Below are 14,884 nucleotides of genomic sequence, written 5' to 3'. Positions count from 1 at the left end.
TTAAAATATAACTGACTCAAAGTGAGGATTGTCTTCAAGCGCATGAATTGAAGCAATAGTATCGAGTCCTATTGAGTATTGTTTAGCCTCATTTACGACTAATAGCACTTCTTCCTTTGCGCCATTTTCACCTCTTATTTGAATATTCTTCGCTACTCCGGACACAGCATCCTGAGCATCTTTGAACTCAATTTTTATCTTTAGTGAATACATACATGCAATTTCAATGTAGTCATACTGATGACAAGTGATCATAGATATCCCCATAGTATTTACTATTTAATAATGACCATCGCACTATTTGGCGCAAGCGTAATTCTTTCTGAAGGTAGCATTTGTCTTTGCTCCGGAGTATGACTTTTCCATATACGCCATTGATTAGTATCAACAACCGAATCAGGCACCAATATAGACTGTTCGAACCTACCAAGATTAAATACAATGTATGCCTCGTCACCTTGTTCGTTAAACCGCCTGTATGACACTATTCTATTTTTATCGTCAATCCCGTTAAATTCAAGCTCACCGTTAGCTAATACTGGATGTTGGCGCCGAAGCGCAATAACGGCTTTGTAGTAGTCAAGTAATGGTGCGTTATATTTTATTTCAGTTGTCGTTTGACGTTGTGCACTTGGATGACTCGTTTGTGCTTCAAAATTAAACTCTGGCCACCAAAGTGCTTGGCGGTTATGAGGGTCATCGCTTCCCCACATACCAAGCTCATCACCGGCCCAAATCTGAGGTGCGCCGATATAAGTAAACTGATGAGCAAGTAACAATTTAGCAGACTCAATTGTATCATTATCCGGTTTATATTCTTTGTAGCGAGCCCGCTGTGACGTTTTTGCGTCTAATTTATATTTTGTTTTATTAAATAATGACGTTAACAGCTATGGGGCTATCATGGCTTGCAGACATATTCATCATTGCGTAATTAACGTTGCTATCAATACTTTGAGTAAATGAATTCAACTGCGCCACAAAGTCACTTGGTTTGAGGGTATCGGGTGCCTGAGCAAAAAAGTGTCTAGCACTTCTGTACCAACGATAATTCATTACAGCATCGAATATATCACCTTGTAGAAAAGGCTCGGGGTCAAACAAATCATCTGGAAATTCTTCCCACCAGATTTCACCTAAAAGATAGGCCTCTGGATTGACTGACTTCACTTGTTGACGAAACTCGCGCCAAAAGCCTAAGGGCATTTCCGCCGCTACATCAAGCCGAAAACCATCTACACCATCACTAGGATCACCATCTTGGTTAGGATCTAACCAACGATTAACCACCGCAAAAATATGCTCTTTCGCAGCTATAGGAATACACATCACCTTCCAATAATGTGACTTTTTTAGAATGATCTGCGTAGTTAGTCTCACGAATCTCTGGTAAATCGAAAACGCCAAACCAACCTCGATAGTCAAATTCATCGTATTCGGTATTTCTATCATCAAAGGCATTTATCCAATACCAACTTGCATAGGGCGACATCTCTTGCTGTTCAAGCACATCTTGCCATGCCCAAAAAGTGTGGCCTGTATGATTAAATGAATAATCTAAAATGACTCTAATATTACGTTTTTTCGCTTCTTTTAAGACTTTGATAAAAAGTTTATCCGCAGAGGTTAATACCCAGGTTGATGGATCTTGAGGGTTTTCTTGCGCGATTAATTGGCGATCTTTGTCCGGTGAAGGTCCAAAATTAACATCAACATGTCGCCAATGACGAGCGTCGTATTTATGCGCTGAAGGAGCATCATTAATAGGATTGAAATAAATAGCCGTTATACCCAGCTCACTCAAATAATCAAGCTTATTAAGCACACCCTGCAAATCTCCACCGTAACGTCTTAACGCAGTTTTCGCATCGAAATTAACGACGGGATTGCCTGTAAAATCAAGTTTTCCATCAACCTGAGCAAAATATTCATCAGGTGCATACCAATCTTGTGTCCAAGGCGTTACTGCCCAATTGTCAGGGATATAACCAGGATAGGTACCTTGAATACTTAATATAGTGGGATCGTTACTCGTGTCACCGTTATAAAAACGCTCTACGAATATCTGATACCAAATCGCGTCTTTTGTCCACTCAGGAGGGCTTGTTGGCAGTTCTTTTACTGATTGCTGGGTTTGTTCTTTTGTTGCAACCCCACAAGATGACAAACCAAAAAAATAAGCAATAGAAGAAAAATGATATGCATATGCTTCAACTTTAAAAATCCTTTTTTTCATAATACGATTACCTTCTTCACCAATCTTTTAGATGCTACTAGTTTTATATCTAGTGAAAAAAGTCTCATATGATAAGCTTCATGTATCTGTTTGTGCACACAAACACACTACAATGGAACTACACATGATACCAAGACCCTTACAAACATTAAGCGTAGTAGCAATATCTTTGACCATACTCGCTTGTAGCCAAGTTGAACCAAATACAACCACGACAGATAGCGCTGCACAAAATGACGAATCAACACAAATTCAAGCCAATCTAGATTATCATTCGTATGCCAATACTGCTCAAGTAATGGTAAACCACTTAGATCTCGATTTAAACGCTGATTTTGATGCAAAACAATTACAAGGTTCTGCGACTTTACATTTTACACGACTCAAAGACGATACAAGCACATTAGTTGTTGATACGCGTGATTTGAATATTATTGCTATTTACCATCAAGACACCCCTATCACATATCATTTATCAGAGCCGGATCCTAACCTTGGCGCAGCTTTAACAATAGACATCGGTGACACAATTAATCAAGTGACAATTGATTATCATACTTCACCAACGGCATCGGGTGTTCAATGGTTAAGGCCTGAACAAACCGCTGGAAAACAACATCCATTTTTGTTTACGCAAGCACAAGCGGTCCATGCACGTAGCTTTATTCCCTTGCAAGACTCGCCAAAAGTGCGAATGACATATAACGCGACTATTCGTACGCCTAAAGATCTACTGGCCGTGATGAGCGCATCAAATGATCCACAAACCCCCAGAGATGGCGTTTACGAATTCACAATGCCACAAGCGATTCCTTCGTACTTAATTGCCTTGGCAATAGGCGATTTATCGTTTCAATCTATTGGCGAACAAACTGGTGTTTATGCTGAGCCGTCGATGTTAGCTGCGGCAGCAGCAGAGTTTGAAGATACTCAAAGCATGCTGGAAGTGACTGAACAAAAATATGGTGAATACCAATGGGATCGATATGATTTGTTAATTTTACCTCCCTCATTCCCATTCGGTGGCATGGAGAACCCTAGACTATCGTTTATCACCCCAACAGTGATTGCCGGCGATAAATCACTTGTTGCCTTAATTGCACATGAATTAGCCCATAGTTGGTCAGGCAATACCATTACCAATGCAACGTGGCGTGACTTGTGGTTAAACGAAGGATTTACGACATATTTAACATATAGAATTATGGAAATCATTTATGGTACCAATCGTTACAACATGGAAGCGGTATTAGGCTATCAAGATCTACAAGCTGACCTTGCATCACTAGATGAATCTGACCAAATACTGGCTATCGACTTACGTGGTCGTAACCCAGACGATGTATTTTCCAATATTCCCTATGAAAAAGGGGCCTTATTTTTAAGAGAAATAGAGTACAAAATTGGCCGCGAAAATTTTGATGCGTTTTTACTGCAGTATTTTAAAGATTTTTCGTTTAAAAGTATTACCACGGATGAGTTTGTTGCCTATCTTGATGAGACTTTGTTAACCCAATATGCCCAAGCGCTAAATAAGCAACGTATCATGTCATGGATTTTTGAACCGGGTATCCCACAAGGCGCTCCTGTTCCCGAGTCGGATGCTTTTGTTAACATTGATAATACACGTCAGGCATGGTTATCGGGTGAATTGATGGCAAAAAGCATTGTCACAGACACTTGGACAGTTCATGAATGGCTATATTTCTTAAATAATATGCCTCAAGTAATGACAATGGACCAACTAGTTGCATTGGATGAAGCTTTTAACTTAACGCAAAGTAAAAACAACGAAATAGCACATAGTTGGTTATTAATGTCGATAAAGAATGAATATGAGCCAGCCTATGACAGGCTATATAATTATTTAGTCACTATCGGCCGTAACAAGCTCGTTAAGCCTTTGTATAGAGAGTTAGCTAAAACACCATCAGGTAAAGCCTTTGCACAAAAGGCATTTGCACAAGCAAAGCCTGCGTACCATCCTTTGACTATTTCAGCAAATGAAGGATATCTAGAATAATTGAGATGACTGACGCGTTAGCTGATGAACAAGACTAAGGGCAGTGGGCTCGACTATAAAAATAAAATAGCTTGTCATGAATGTGATTTACTAATGGATAAAGTAACTGACCTTCAAGACAGGTATGAACTTGTCTGTCCTAGATGTAACAGTAAGTTACATCGTAATCATAAAAACCCTGTTAGCAAAACGATAGCCTTAACACTCACTGCATTGTTGTGTTTGATGCTGGCCAATATGTTCGACTTTTTATCTATTAGTAGTCAAGGACAAGTCCGCACTATTACCATCGTAGAAGCATCGCTTGATTTATATATAGATGGCTTTTATTTGCTAAGCCTTCTTGTGATTAGTTTTATTATTGCCTTACTAAGGCATCTATTTGATGTGTTTATTGTGTTTACTCATTCCTATTAAAATGAACATTAAGCCGCCCGCTCCGATTTTCCTAGGTCGTATACTATCCTCTTTATTGCCTTGGATAATGGCTGAAGTATTTGTAGTAGGCGTACTTGTTGCTCTTATAAAAGTCATCACTTTAGCGGACGTAATATTTGGTATATCGTTTTTTTGCTATGTGGCGTTTGCTTTTTTATTTACGGCGATATCAGGTATTGCGGGCAAACACCAACTTTGGGAATGGATAGAAAATGAAAAAACATAACGCATTTCCTCCAAATACAGCGGCTAGTCAAGGCTTAGTTTCATGCCGCACATGTGCTAAATTATCATCTATTGAGCACAGTAAATGTGACCGCTGTCACGATACCTTATATGTTCGCAACCCCAATAGTATTCAACGAACATTAGCCTTAGTTTTTACCGCTATCTTGTTTTATATTCCTGCAAATATTTATCCAATCATGACCACCACCACATTTGGCGCAAAGGAACCTAGCACTATATTAAGCGGCGTTATTTTGTTCATTGACAGCGGTTCTTATTTTGTTGCTTTTGTAATTTTTTTCGCTAGTCTGGTTATTCCGATGGCAAAAATGTTTATTATTTTATGGCTATGTTATAGCAGCACTAGAGCGTCTCGCATGGGCTTAAAAGAGTTAACCTTAATGTATAGGGTAACGGAGCTAATTGGCAAATGGTCTATGATTGACATATTTGTAGTTGCGATTTTAGTCACTTTAGTACACTTTACTGGTTTAATGACGATCGAACTAGGACTCGCGGCTCGAGCCTTTGCCATAGTCGTTATACTCACAATGATAGCAGCGCATCAATTTGATGTTCGCCTAGTATGGGATAAACAAAAGCAATTATGACTGACGAACACAACTCTGATGAAAATAGCACTGCGGTGCCACTGATAAAAACAAAGGATACTGTATCAATCATTTGGCTTTTACCGCTGATTGCCGTCATTTTAGGCGCTGGCCTTGTCTATCATCAATGGCAAAATCGTGGCACCGAAATAATTGTACACTTTGAAAACGCTCAAGGCCTAGAAGTTAAAAAAACGACTGTCAAATTTCGAAATGTCGATATTGGTATGCTCCAAGAAGTAAACTTTAGCGACGATGGCAACGCAATTGAAGCCAAAATTGCAATAGATAAAGATATGCAGCGGTTCTTGCGTGCTGATAGCCAATTCTGGGTAGTTAGACCGCGCATTGGTTCAGGTGGTGTGAGTGGTTTTGGTACCTTATTATCAGGTGCTTATATTAGTATCGAGCACTGGTACTTCAGAGTATTATGCTAGTCGATTCACTGGATTAGAAACACCACCAATATCGTCACCATCAAGCGCAGGACTTAAGTTACACCTTATATCTACCGGCGGTAAAACTCTTGTAGAAGGAAACCCTGTATTCTATCGTGGCTTTGAAGTTGGTGCAGTGGAATCAGTTGAATTTGATATAGAATCACGACAAGTAACCTATGGTGTTTTTATTAAAGCGCCTTATGACGCTCTAGTAACATCGAACACCTTCTTTTGGAACTCAGGTGGATTTACCGTCACTGCAAATAGCCAAGGCTTAGCATTGGACTTTTCATCCGTTGAAACTGTCCTATCAGGGGGTCGAATTTGATGTGCCTGAAGATCTAGAATTAGGCACTAAAATTACCCAAACACAAGATTTCAAGCTATACCCATCAAAGACAAGTATTGTCGATGAACGAGTTTACGATTATCTGACTTATGTCATATTAGTAGAAAAATCAGTAGGTGGCCTAGACATGGGCGCGCCTGTTGAATATAGGGGAATAAGAATCGGCCGCGTACATCGTCCGTATTTGGGGTTTCTCGAAACCCAGGGGATTAACAGTGATGAACAACGTATACCAATTGTTGTGCATATCGAACCTGAACGAATTACAAAGAATCAATTATTCACTTTGGATGAATTTGACACGCAATTTAAACAATGGATTGAAGGAGGCCTAGCGGCAAGGCTAGAGACCGCTAATTACATCACGGGCAGCTTAAAAATAAGTTTGGATATGAGTGCTGACCCAACCAACATGATAGAATATTTTGGAAATTATCCTGTCATCCCATCATCCCAAAGTGGATTTGATAGTATCTTAAGTAGTACACAAAGTCTGATGTCAAAGATGGATGATCTCCCTTTGGATGAAATCGCAAAAAACACCAACTCTGCAATTGTATCAGCTCAACAAGCAATGGAGGCAATCAATCTACGAATGGAAGATGTTCAAGAAACCTTCACTTCGATTGAGGATACAATGGATGAAGTAGTTCTGACAATGGAAGGCTTACAACAAGATTCACCTGCTTATGAGAGTCTCGAGAAAAATCTAGAAGAATTAAATCAAACCCTACAAATGTTACAACCCTTACTAGAAGAATTAAGGAAACAACCAAACTCCATTATTTTTAATGGTCCGCCGCCAGAAGATGATGAACCCAAAGGAAAACAGCAATGATTGTCACCTTATGTAAAAGACTATTATATATAGTCGCCTTTATCAGTTTAATGGCCTGTACAAGCAGTACTCAACCTGTATTGAACAATTACTACCTGTTATCGCCATCGGTTGAAACATACTCGTTAGGGGCGTCACCAAGCCAAGTAATGCTATCGGCTGTTAATCTACCGGATGTGTTAAAACAATCTAACCTCGTTCAAATGGTAGATGACAATAAGGTAAAATTAGCGAATTATCACTATTGGGCGAACGATTTAGCTACCTCCATAGAAAAAACCCTTCTTTATGAACTTAACACATCGCAAAATCATGTTCGTTTTACTCAAAAGTGCAACGGGTGTGAAGCGTTAATTATTCATATTGACCATTTTTATCCTAATGATAAGTCATCCGTAGTGTTAGCAGGACATATCGAAACTAAACTAGGCAGCACACAGCTTACCTACACCGCTTTTTCATTTAACGAAACACAAGAAAAAGACGGATATGCAGAATCTGTAAAAGTAATGAGAGCTTTATTGTCTAAGCTGGCGATGCAAGTAACGCAGCAATATGCGGGTACTAAGGTTTAAACTGGAGAATAGTCTATGAATATCAATTTTTTTGGGAAATACAGTGCTGTTACTGTTTTATTAATGTGTATATCTTTAGAAATAACGGCAATTGAATTAAAAGACGTAGTTAGTCTATCTGAACCTGTTGCAAGCGACGGATATACTGATACTTATGGTGTTCCTTTAAATAGCAACTTATCTATACTACCAATTGAAAGGCTTTTTGCGAATGTCAGTGAATTTCAAAATGGTGAATATATTATCGAAACGGAAATATCAAAAGTTTGCCAAAAGAAAGGGTGTTTTTTTATTGTGCAGTTCGAAGGAGAGATCCTTAGAGTTGCCTTTAAAGACTATGGCTTTTTTATCCCTACTGATAGCGCAGGTAAACGAATAAAAATGGCCGCCACTGTGATTTCAAAACAACGTGATGAGGGTCAAGCTCAGCATTTTAACGATGATTTACAAATGGAAGGGTCTTTAAAAGCAGGGGATGTATATGAACTTTTAGCCAGTAGTATACAAATACCACGAGCGTAGAATTGTTGTTATTCATACATAAAAAAACCCAGCAAATGCTGGGTTTTTTAATAGTGATAAGGCTTACTTTCTGATTTTTTGAATCAAGCGTATTTGCGCAATGGCTTCAGCTAGTTCAATCGCCGCTTCTGCATAATCGAAATCAGCGCCGCCTTGCGATATGCGCTCTTCGGCATGCTTTTTAGCTTCTAATGCAGCAGCTTCATCAAGTTCTTCAACCCTAACCGCGGTATCAGCAAGTACTGTCACCACATGGGGTTGTACCTCTAAAATACCACCTGCTACGTAAATAAGCTCTTCCTCTCCATGCTGCTTTACGACTCTTACCATTCAAGGTATCAGTGTCGTAATAAGCTGCGCATGACTAGGATGAATACCAAGCTCACCTTCCGCACCGGTTACCTGAATAGTTTCAACACGACCAGAGAATATCTCTGTTTCCGCGCTTACCACATTCAAGTGAGTTGTCATCGCCATGATTGGCCTCCTAAGTAGTCAACACTACTTCGTAATTGGTACTTACTTAGATTTCTCTAATGCTTCGTCTATTGAACCAACCATATAAAATGCTTGCTCTGGAAGACTGTCATAGTCGCCATCAAGAATGCCTTTAAAGCCACTGATAGTGTCTTTTAAAGAAACATACTTACCAGGAGAACCTGTAAATACTTCAGCAACGAAGAATGGTTGTGACAAGAATCGTTGAATCTTACGAGCACGTGAAACCACTTGCTTGTCTTCTTCAGACAATTCATCCATACCTAGTATTGCAATGATGTCTTTTAGCTCTTTATAACGTTGAAGTACTGATTGTACGCCACGTGCTACATCGTAATGTTCTTGACCTATAACTAATGGGTCAAGTTGACGTGAAGTCGAATCAAGCGGGTCAACAGCTGGGTAAATACCAAGCGATGCAATATCACGAGACAATACAACAGTTGCATCTAAGTGAGCAAAAGTAGTTGCAGGCGATGGATCTGTCAAATCATCCGCAGGTACATAAACCGCTTGGATTGAAGTGATTGAACCCGTTTTTGTCGAAGTAATACGTTCTTGCAATACACCCATTTCTTCAGCAAGAGTTGGCTGATAACCAACCGCTGATGGCATACGACCTAGCAATGCAGATACTTCTGTTCCAGCTAGCGTGTAACGATAAATGTTATCAACAAAGAAAAGTACGTCACGGCCTTCGTCACGGAATTTCTCAGCCATTGTCAATCCTGTTAAAGCAACACGTAAACGGTTACCAGGAGGCTCATTCATTTGACCGTAAACTAGTGATACTTTATCTAGTACGTTAGATTCATTCATTTCATGGTAGAAGTCATTACCTTCACGAGTACGCTCACCAACACCAGCAAATACTGAGTAACCACTATGCTCTATAGCGATGTTACGGATAAGTTCCATCATGTTTACTGTTTTACCAACACCAGCACCACCGAACAAACCAACTTTACCACCTTTAGCAAACGGGCAAACTAAGTCGATTACTTTGATGCCTGTTTCTAAAAGTTCGATTGAACTTGATTGGTCTTCATAGCTTGGCGCTTCGCGGTGAATAGACATACGCTCTTCTTCACCAATTGGACCTGCTTCATCAATTGGATTACCTAGTACATCCATGATGCGACCTAGGGTAGCGGTGCCAACAGGTACTTGAATTGCTTTACCTGTATTTTCAACTGCTAGATTACGGCGTAAACCATCAGTAGTACCTAGAGCGATTGAGCGAACAACGCCACCGCCTAGTTGTTGTTGTACTTCCAATGTTAAGCCTGCTAAGTCACCTTCGGTCACTTTTAGTGCGTCATACACTCTTGGCACATCACTTTGCGGAAATTCAATATCCACAACAGCACCAATGATTTGGACGACCTTACCTTGACTCATAATTTGTCCTCTTAAACTTTAATTTTTTCGTTAACCTAAATATAACGTCATGGCGCTTAAACAGCAGCTGCACCTGATACAATTTCACTAATTTCTTGCGTGATTGCAGCTTGACGCGCCTTGTTGTATATCAGTTGTAAATCATCAATTAGATTACCAGCGTTGTCAGTTGCAGCCTTCATTGCAACCATTCTAGCTGCCTGCTCAGATGCAATATTTTCAACCACGCCTTGATATACTTGTGACTCTATATAACGCACCATTAAAGACTCTAGAATCTCTTCTGGATTGGGTTCATAAATATAATCCCAACGATGCTTTAACTCTGCGTCATCAGATTTAGGCAACGGTAATAATTGGTTCACTACCGGTGACTGATTCATCGTATTGACGAAGTGGTTATATACAATAAATACTTTATCTATCTTTCCAGCTTCATATGCATCCAACATAACACGCACAGTGCCAACTACGTCACTAACACTTGGTCTATCACCAAGGCCAGATTCAGCAGCCATCACATCACCACCAAAGCGGTTGAAAAAAGCCACTGCTTTTGAGCCTATGGCTGCAAAATTAATGCCTATTTCCTGTTCTTTTAACGCTTTAGCATGTTGGGTTACTAGCTTAAACTCATTCGTGTTTAAGCCACCACACAAACCACGGTCAGTCGATATCACGATGTAACCAACATTTTTAACTTCACGCTCTTCCAAATAAGGATGACGGAAGTCCAAACTACCATTGGCCATGTGACCTATAACTTTCAGCATGTTTTGTGCATATGGGCGTCCAGAAAGCATGCGTTCTTGAGCGCGCTTCATTTTAGAAGCAGCGACCATTTCCATCGCACTGGTAATTTTTTGAGTATTTTTGATACTCCCAATTTTACCTTTAATCTCTTTTCCGCTAGCCATAAACTCTCTCCACTTAGCTGATACTTTTCAACAACGCCTTTACTTCGTAAAGGCTAATTGATTACCACGTTTGCGTTGATTTGAAGTGTTTAAATGCTTCGTTCAACTGGGCTTCAATATCGTCGTTGTAATTACCAGTTTCGTTGATAGTGTTCATTAGCTCACTGCGATCATTATTCATGTACGAGTGCAATGCAGCTTCAAAATCCAGCACTTTAGCTAATTCTATATCTTCTAAATAGCCCTTTTCTGCCGCAAACAATGAGACAGCTGTCTCTGCAACAGATAATGGAGCATACTGGTTTTGTTTCATTAGCTCAGTAACACGCTCACCATGTTCAAGTTGCTTACGAGTCGCATCATCTAAGTCAGATGCAAACTGTGAGAAAGCAGCTAGTTCACGATACTGTGCTAAGGCTAAACGAATACCACCGCCTAACTTTTTAACGATTTTGGTTTGTGCAGCACCACCAACACGAGAAACAGAAATACCAGCATTAACCGCTGGGCGGATACCTGCGTTAAATAAATCAGTTTCTAAGAATATCTGACCATCAGTGATTGAAATCACGTTTGTAGGAACAAACGCAGAAACGTCACCTGCTTGAGTCTCGATAATAGGCAGCGCAGTAAGTGAACCAGTTTTACCTGTCACTTCGCCGTTAGTGAATTTTTCTACGTATACTTCGTTTACACGTGCAGCACGTTCTAGTAAGCGTGAGTGTAAATAAAATACGTCACCTGGATAAGCTTCACGACCTGGTGGACGCTTAAGAAGTAACGATACTTGACGATAAGCAACAGCTTGCTTAGACAAATCATCATATACGATAAGTGCGTCTTCGCCGCGGTCTCTAAAATATTCACCCATTGTGCAGCCAGAATATGGTGCTAGGTACTGCAAAGCAGCTGATTCAGAAGCAGAAGCAGCAACAATGATCGTATGATCCATTGCTCCATGTTCTTCTAACTTTCTTACTACGTTTGCAATAGTCGACGCTTTTTGACCGATAGCAACGTAAACACATTTTACGCCAGTATCTTTTTGGTTAATGATTGCATCAACCGCTAAAGCTGTCTTACCTGTTTGACGGTCACCAATGACTAATTCACGCTGACCACGGCCAATCGGAATCATTGAGTCGACTGATTTATAACCCGTTTGAACAGGTTGGTCGACAGATTGACGTTCAATTACACCTGGTGCAATCTTTTCAACTGGCTCAAAGCCACTTGCGTCGATTGAACCTTTACCATCAATTGGCTCACCAAGCGTGTTAACAACACGACCTAGTAGCTCTGGTCCTACTGGAACTTCCAATATACGACCTGTAGATTGTACTTTAGTACCTTCTTGCAAGTCGGCATAAGGCCCCATTACAACAGCACCAACAGAGTCTCTTTCTAAGTTAAGTGCGATTGCGTAGCGACTGCTAAGGCAATTCAACCATCTCACCTTGCATGACATCTGCTAAACCATGTATACGAATAATACCGTCAGTTACACCAACAATAGTACCTTCATTTCGAGCTTCACTAACTACATCAAACTTCTCAATTCTTTTCTTGATCAGTTCTGCAATTTCTGTGGAATTAAGTTGCATGCTCTTTATCCCCGTTATGCTTGCAACGCGTCTGAAAGACGGTTCAATTTTGAATTTACGGAACCATCTATCACTGTATCGCCGGCCTTTATAATGACACCAGCGACCAATGCAGGATCCACGTTACAATTAAGCTTCACTTTACGTGCTAATCGTTTCTCTAGCGCAGCACTCATTGTATTCAGTTGTTCTTCAGTTAAAGTAACTGCAGAGGTAACATCGACATCAACTTCTTTGTCGTGCTCTGCTTTTAACTGATTAAACAATACTGAAACCTGAGGTAAGGTCGCTAGACGATTATTTTCAGCCAAAATTTTAATAAAATTTTGACCCTGAATATCTAATTGATCTTCACAAATAGTGATGAACATATCCGCAGCAGCTTCTGCAGCAATAGACCCACTTAAGAGGTCTTGTATCTGCTCGTTTTCTGCTACTTCGGCGGCAAATACCAACATTTGCTGCCAGCCGTCAATATTTGAGTGTTGCAGCGCAAAATCAAATGCAGCCTGTGCGTAAGGTCGAGCAACGGTTGTCAATGATGACATAGCTCAGTTTCCTTACAGTTCAGCGACAAGTTTTTCAACAATGTCGTCTTGGGCTTTAGCATCGATTTCTCGAGCAAGAATTTGTTGCGCACCTGACACTGCTAATGCAGCGACTTGTTTGCGTAATTCTTCTTTAACTCGATTGCGTTCTGCTTCAATTTCTGCGTAACCTTGAGCAATGATTTTTTCGCGTTCGGCATGGCCTTTTTGCGTTTCTTCATCGACAAGTTGCGTTGCACGCTTTTTCGCTGACTCAATGATTGAGCTAGCTTCTTGCTTAGCTTCGCGTAATTGATCGCTAGCACTTGCTTGAGCAAGCTCAAGATCTTTTGCTGCACGTTCGGATGCTGCTAAGCCATCTGCAATCGTTTTTTGCCTTTCTTCAATCGCAGCAATCAACGGTGGCCATACATATTTCATGCAGAACACCACAAAGACTGTGAAAGAGATAAGTTGACCTATTAGAGTGGCGTTAAAATTCACGTCGGCTCCTCCTATGTTATTCTAAGCGAATATACGTTTGATGCGTTTTTATACAGCTAAAGTAGACACGTCAAAAGCGAACAACATGTATAAAGCAACACCAACACCGATCATAGCGATTGCATCGATAAGACCAGCTAGGATAAACATTTTGGTTTGAAGCTGAGGTGCTAATTCTGGTTGACGAGCAGCAGCTTCTAGGAACTTACCACCCATTAGACCGAAACCGATAGCGGTTCCCATTGCGCCCATTCCTATAATAATAGCAACTGCAATTAATAATAACATGTGTATCTCCGATTTAAGTTAAATGTAAAGGTTAAAAATAAAAACTAATGGTCTTCGCAAGCTAAGCTCAAATATACAATGGTGAGCATCATAAATATGAACGCTTGCAAAGGTAAAACTAATAAATGAAACACAGCCCAAGAGAAATGCAAAGGCAGTTGCAGATAACCAATGGTTGCAATCAAAATGAATATTAATTCACTTGCATATAAGTTACCGAACAAACGAAGTGAAAGAGATAAAGGTTTGGCTAACAAACTAACAGTCTCAATCACAAAGTTAAAAGGAATAAATACAGGGTGATTAAGTGGCTGCATAGTAAGTTCTTTAGCAAAGCCCTTAAAGCCTTTAATTTTTAAAGAGTAGAAAATAACTAGTACGAATACACCTATTGATAGGGCAAACGTGGTATTAATGTCAGTCGTAGGCACTACCTTCATATAGACATCTTTAGGATTCATATCAAAGGCATGTTGACCAACTAAACCGGCAATCCATGGTAGTAAATCAACTGGCACTAAATCCATTAGGTTCATTAACAAAACCCACACGAATATTGTCAGTGCAAGCGGAGCAATTAAGCTGCTTTTGCCATGAAATGAACTTCTTACATTGCTATCAACAAAATCGACAACCATTTCAACAACTGCTTGTGTTTTACCAAGGTACGCCTGTGGTAACACTTTTCGCTACACGCCAAAACAAGAAAAGAAATGCACAACCCAAAAGAGCTGACCAAGCGATGGTATCAACATGCACTACCCAAAAGCCTGCGTCGGAACATGCGTAATTAAATGCAACTTCACCATCAACTGAACACATGCGAGCATTTGTTAAGTGATGGTTAATGTATTCTTGCGTATTTTCGTAAGATGCCATTATTAA

Annotated in this window: 18 protein-coding genes and 3 pseudogenes; 9 read left to right on the top strand and 12 right to left on the bottom strand. The window is 40.0% G+C overall.

The features are described from left to right. The 4 genes from ACZ1G6_RS16260 to ACZ1G6_RS16245 form a co-directional block, all read right to left on the bottom strand. A complete protein-coding gene (locus ACZ1G6_RS16260) occupies positions 1-255 on the bottom strand; it encodes a Rho-binding antiterminator (RefSeq protein ID WP_472617244.1) in 255 nt (84 codons plus the stop codon). Between the two features lie 20 nt (positions 256-275). Next, positions 276-779: a hypothetical protein gene (locus ACZ1G6_RS16255; RefSeq protein ID WP_472617243.1), complete on the bottom strand. Its 504-nt coding sequence runs from the start codon at positions 777-779 to the stop codon at positions 276-278. 91 nt (positions 780-870) lie between these two features. Next, on the bottom strand, positions 871-1,329 hold the full coding sequence (locus ACZ1G6_RS16250) for an alpha-amylase family glycosyl hydrolase (RefSeq protein WP_472617242.1): 459 nt from the start codon (positions 1,327-1,329) through the stop codon (positions 871-873). Next, positions 1,283-2,236 (bottom strand): alpha-amylase family glycosyl hydrolase, encoded by a 954-nt coding sequence (locus ACZ1G6_RS16245; RefSeq protein ID WP_472617241.1) that lies wholly within the window; start codon positions 2,234-2,236, stop codon positions 1,283-1,285. Before ACZ1G6_RS16245 ends, ACZ1G6_RS16250 begins: the two co-directional genes overlap by 47 nt. Positions 2,237-2,360: 124 nt before the next feature. Between ACZ1G6_RS16245 and ACZ1G6_RS16240 the strand changes: the two genes are divergently transcribed. The 9 genes from ACZ1G6_RS16240 to ACZ1G6_RS16200 are packed head-to-tail and all read left to right on the top strand — an operon-like array spanning position 2,361 to position 8,260. Next, entirely contained in the window at positions 2,361-4,259 is a 1,899-nt protein-coding gene (locus ACZ1G6_RS16240; RefSeq protein ID WP_472617240.1) for a M1 family metallopeptidase, read from the top strand. Between the two features lie 24 nt (positions 4,260-4,283). Next, positions 4,284-4,676 carry a paraquat-inducible protein A gene (locus ACZ1G6_RS16235; protein ID WP_472617239.1) on the top strand — a complete coding sequence of 131 codons (393 nt, stop codon included), beginning with the start codon at positions 4,284-4,286 and terminating at the stop codon, positions 4,674-4,676. Between the two features lies 1 nt (position 4,677). Then, entirely contained in the window at positions 4,678-4,923 is a 246-nt protein-coding gene (locus ACZ1G6_RS16230) for a paraquat-inducible protein A (RefSeq protein ID WP_472617238.1), read from the top strand. Then, a complete protein-coding gene (locus ACZ1G6_RS16225) occupies positions 4,910-5,536 on the top strand; it encodes a paraquat-inducible protein A (protein WP_472617237.1) in 627 nt (208 codons plus the stop codon). The genes ACZ1G6_RS16230 and ACZ1G6_RS16225 overlap by 14 nt, the downstream gene beginning before the upstream one ends. Further along, positions 5,533-5,973, top strand: coding sequence for an MlaD family protein (locus ACZ1G6_RS16220; protein WP_472617236.1), 441 nt, complete (start codon positions 5,533-5,535; stop codon positions 5,971-5,973). The genes ACZ1G6_RS16225 and ACZ1G6_RS16220 overlap by 4 nt, the downstream gene beginning before the upstream one ends. After that, a complete protein-coding gene (locus ACZ1G6_RS16215) occupies positions 5,927-6,304 on the top strand; it encodes an MlaD family protein (RefSeq protein ID WP_472617235.1) in 378 nt (125 codons plus the stop codon). Before ACZ1G6_RS16220 ends, ACZ1G6_RS16215 begins: the two co-directional genes overlap by 47 nt. Position 6,305: 1 nt before the next feature. Continuing rightward, positions 6,306-7,163, top strand: coding sequence for an MlaD family protein (locus ACZ1G6_RS16210; protein WP_472617234.1), 858 nt, complete (start codon positions 6,306-6,308; stop codon positions 7,161-7,163). Continuing rightward, positions 7,160-7,738: a PqiC family protein gene (locus ACZ1G6_RS16205; protein ID WP_472617233.1), complete on the top strand. Its 579-nt coding sequence runs from the start codon at positions 7,160-7,162 to the stop codon at positions 7,736-7,738. Before ACZ1G6_RS16210 ends, ACZ1G6_RS16205 begins: the two co-directional genes overlap by 4 nt. 15 nt (positions 7,739-7,753) lie before the next feature. Next, positions 7,754-8,260, top strand: a complete 507-nt coding sequence (locus ACZ1G6_RS16200) for a DUF4920 domain-containing protein (protein WP_472617232.1) — start codon at positions 7,754-7,756, stop codon at positions 8,258-8,260. A gap of 63 nt (positions 8,261-8,323) precedes the next feature. Here the strand turns inward: ACZ1G6_RS16200 and ACZ1G6_RS16195 are convergent. The 8 genes and pseudogenes from ACZ1G6_RS16195 to atpB form a co-directional block, all read right to left on the bottom strand. Then, positions 8,324-8,737 (bottom strand): annotated as a pseudogene (locus tag ACZ1G6_RS16195) (F0F1 ATP synthase subunit epsilon). A 42-nt stretch (positions 8,738-8,779) separates the two neighbouring features. Beyond that, positions 8,780-10,159 (bottom strand): F0F1 ATP synthase subunit beta, encoded by a 1,380-nt coding sequence (gene atpD, locus ACZ1G6_RS16190; protein WP_472617231.1) that lies wholly within the window; start codon positions 10,157-10,159, stop codon positions 8,780-8,782. Between the two features lie 56 nt (positions 10,160-10,215). Beyond that, the gene (atpG, locus tag ACZ1G6_RS16185; RefSeq protein ID WP_472617230.1) at positions 10,216-11,076 is read right to left on the bottom strand and encodes a F0F1 ATP synthase subunit gamma; all 861 of its coding nucleotides are present in this window, start codon (positions 11,074-11,076) and stop codon (positions 10,216-10,218) included. 61 nt (positions 11,077-11,137) lie between these two features. Then, positions 11,138-12,680: pseudogene (gene atpA / locus ACZ1G6_RS16180) on the bottom strand (F0F1 ATP synthase subunit alpha). 14 nt (positions 12,681-12,694) lie between these two features. Further along, positions 12,695-13,228 carry a F0F1 ATP synthase subunit delta gene (atpH, locus tag ACZ1G6_RS16175; protein ID WP_472617229.1) on the bottom strand — a complete coding sequence of 178 codons (534 nt, stop codon included), beginning with the start codon at positions 13,226-13,228 and terminating at the stop codon, positions 12,695-12,697. A 12-nt stretch (positions 13,229-13,240) separates the two neighbouring features. After that, on the bottom strand, positions 13,241-13,711 hold the full coding sequence (atpF, locus tag ACZ1G6_RS16170) for a F0F1 ATP synthase subunit B (protein ID WP_472617228.1): 471 nt from the start codon (positions 13,709-13,711) through the stop codon (positions 13,241-13,243). 48 nt (positions 13,712-13,759) lie between these two features. Beyond that, complete coding sequence (gene atpE, locus ACZ1G6_RS16165) at positions 13,760-13,999, bottom strand: F0F1 ATP synthase subunit C (RefSeq protein WP_472617227.1); 240 nt, start codon at positions 13,997-13,999, stop codon at positions 13,760-13,762. A gap of 44 nt (positions 14,000-14,043) precedes the next feature. Then, positions 14,044-14,878: pseudogene (atpB, locus tag ACZ1G6_RS16160) on the bottom strand (F0F1 ATP synthase subunit A). Between the last annotated feature and the right edge of the window lie 6 nt (positions 14,879-14,884).

The sequence above is a fragment of the Glaciecola sp. HA4-3 genome, assembly GCF_055693685.1.
Note: the sequence above shows the minus strand (reverse complement) of the source record. Positions and strands in the feature narration are given on the sequence as shown.

Bases quoted from the DNA above. Each gene is read 5' to 3' on its own strand.
- ACZ1G6_RS16260 (WP_472617244.1), bottom strand. From the start codon at position 255: ATGATCACTTGTCATCAGTATGACTACATTGAAATTGCATGTATGTAT.
- ACZ1G6_RS16250 (WP_472617242.1), bottom strand. From the start codon at position 1,329: ATGTGTATTCCTATAGCTGCGAAAGAGCATATTTTTGCGGTGGTTAAT.
- ACZ1G6_RS16245 (WP_472617241.1), bottom strand. From the start codon at position 2,236: ATGAAAAAAAGGATTTTTAAAGTTGAAGCATATGCATATCATTTTTCT.
- ACZ1G6_RS16240 (WP_472617240.1), top strand. From the start codon at position 2,361: ATGATACCAAGACCCTTACAAACATTAAGCGTAGTAGCAATATCTTTG.
- ACZ1G6_RS16235 (WP_472617239.1), top strand. From the start codon at position 4,284: ATGAACAAGACTAAGGGCAGTGGGCTCGACTATAAAAATAAAATAGCT.
- ACZ1G6_RS16230 (WP_472617238.1), top strand. From the start codon at position 4,678: ATGAACATTAAGCCGCCCGCTCCGATTTTCCTAGGTCGTATACTATCC.
- ACZ1G6_RS16225 (WP_472617237.1), top strand. From the start codon at position 4,910: ATGAAAAAACATAACGCATTTCCTCCAAATACAGCGGCTAGTCAAGGC.
- ACZ1G6_RS16220 (WP_472617236.1), top strand. From the start codon at position 5,533: ATGACTGACGAACACAACTCTGATGAAAATAGCACTGCGGTGCCACTG.
- ACZ1G6_RS16205 (WP_472617233.1), top strand. From the start codon at position 7,160: ATGATTGTCACCTTATGTAAAAGACTATTATATATAGTCGCCTTTATC.
- ACZ1G6_RS16200 (WP_472617232.1), top strand. From the start codon at position 7,754: ATGAATATCAATTTTTTTGGGAAATACAGTGCTGTTACTGTTTTATTA.
- atpD (WP_472617231.1), bottom strand. From the start codon at position 10,159: ATGAGTCAAGGTAAGGTCGTCCAAATCATTGGTGCTGTTGTGGATATT.
- atpG (WP_472617230.1), bottom strand. From the start codon at position 11,076: ATGGCTAGCGGAAAAGAGATTAAAGGTAAAATTGGGAGTATCAAAAAT.
- atpH (WP_472617229.1), bottom strand. From the start codon at position 13,228: ATGTCATCATTGACAACCGTTGCTCGACCTTACGCACAGGCTGCATTT.
- atpE (WP_472617227.1), bottom strand. From the start codon at position 13,999: ATGTTATTATTAATTGCAGTTGCTATTATTATAGGAATGGGCGCAATG.